1 protein-coding gene is annotated in these 497 nt (G+C 36.0%); it reads left to right on the forward strand.

Features of this window, described 5'->3' with window-relative positions:
• Nucleotides 1-138 precede the first annotated feature (138 nt).
• Nucleotides 139-255, forward strand: a complete 117-nt coding sequence (locus CRJ03_RS20200; protein ID WP_276308214.1) for a cbb3-type cytochrome c oxidase subunit I — start codon at nucleotides 139-141, stop codon at nucleotides 253-255.
• The last annotated feature ends 242 nt before the right edge of the window (nucleotides 256-497 follow it).

Below are 497 nucleotides of genomic sequence, written 5' to 3' on the forward strand. Positions count from 1 at the left end.
GTCCTTCACGATACATACTACGTAGTTGCCCATTTCCACTATGTCTTATCCATAGGTGCTGTTTTTGCTATCATAGCCGGTTTCATTCACTGATTCCCACTATTTACAGGTTATACACTAAATGATACTTGAGCTAAAATTCATTTCGCTACAATATTTGTTGGGGTAAATATAACATTCTTCCCTCAACATTTCCTAGGTCTTTCAGGAATACCACGACGTTACTCTGATTACCCAGATGCTTACACTACATGAAATATTGTGTCATCTATAGGATCATTTATTTCTCTTACAGCCGTTCTAATTATAATATTTATTATTTGAGAAGCCTTAGCATCAAAACGAGAAGTTGAATCAGTTGAACTAACTACAACAAACCTAGAATGACTTCACGGATGTCCTCCTCCATATCATACATTTGAAGAACCCGTTTATGTAAAAGTAAACTAAGAAAGGAAGGAATCGAACCCCCTAAAATTGGTTTCAAGCCAACATCA

Source organism: Roseovarius nitratireducens (assembly GCF_002925845.1).
Lineage (GTDB): Bacteria > Pseudomonadota > Alphaproteobacteria > Rhodobacterales > Rhodobacteraceae > Roseovarius > Roseovarius nitratireducens.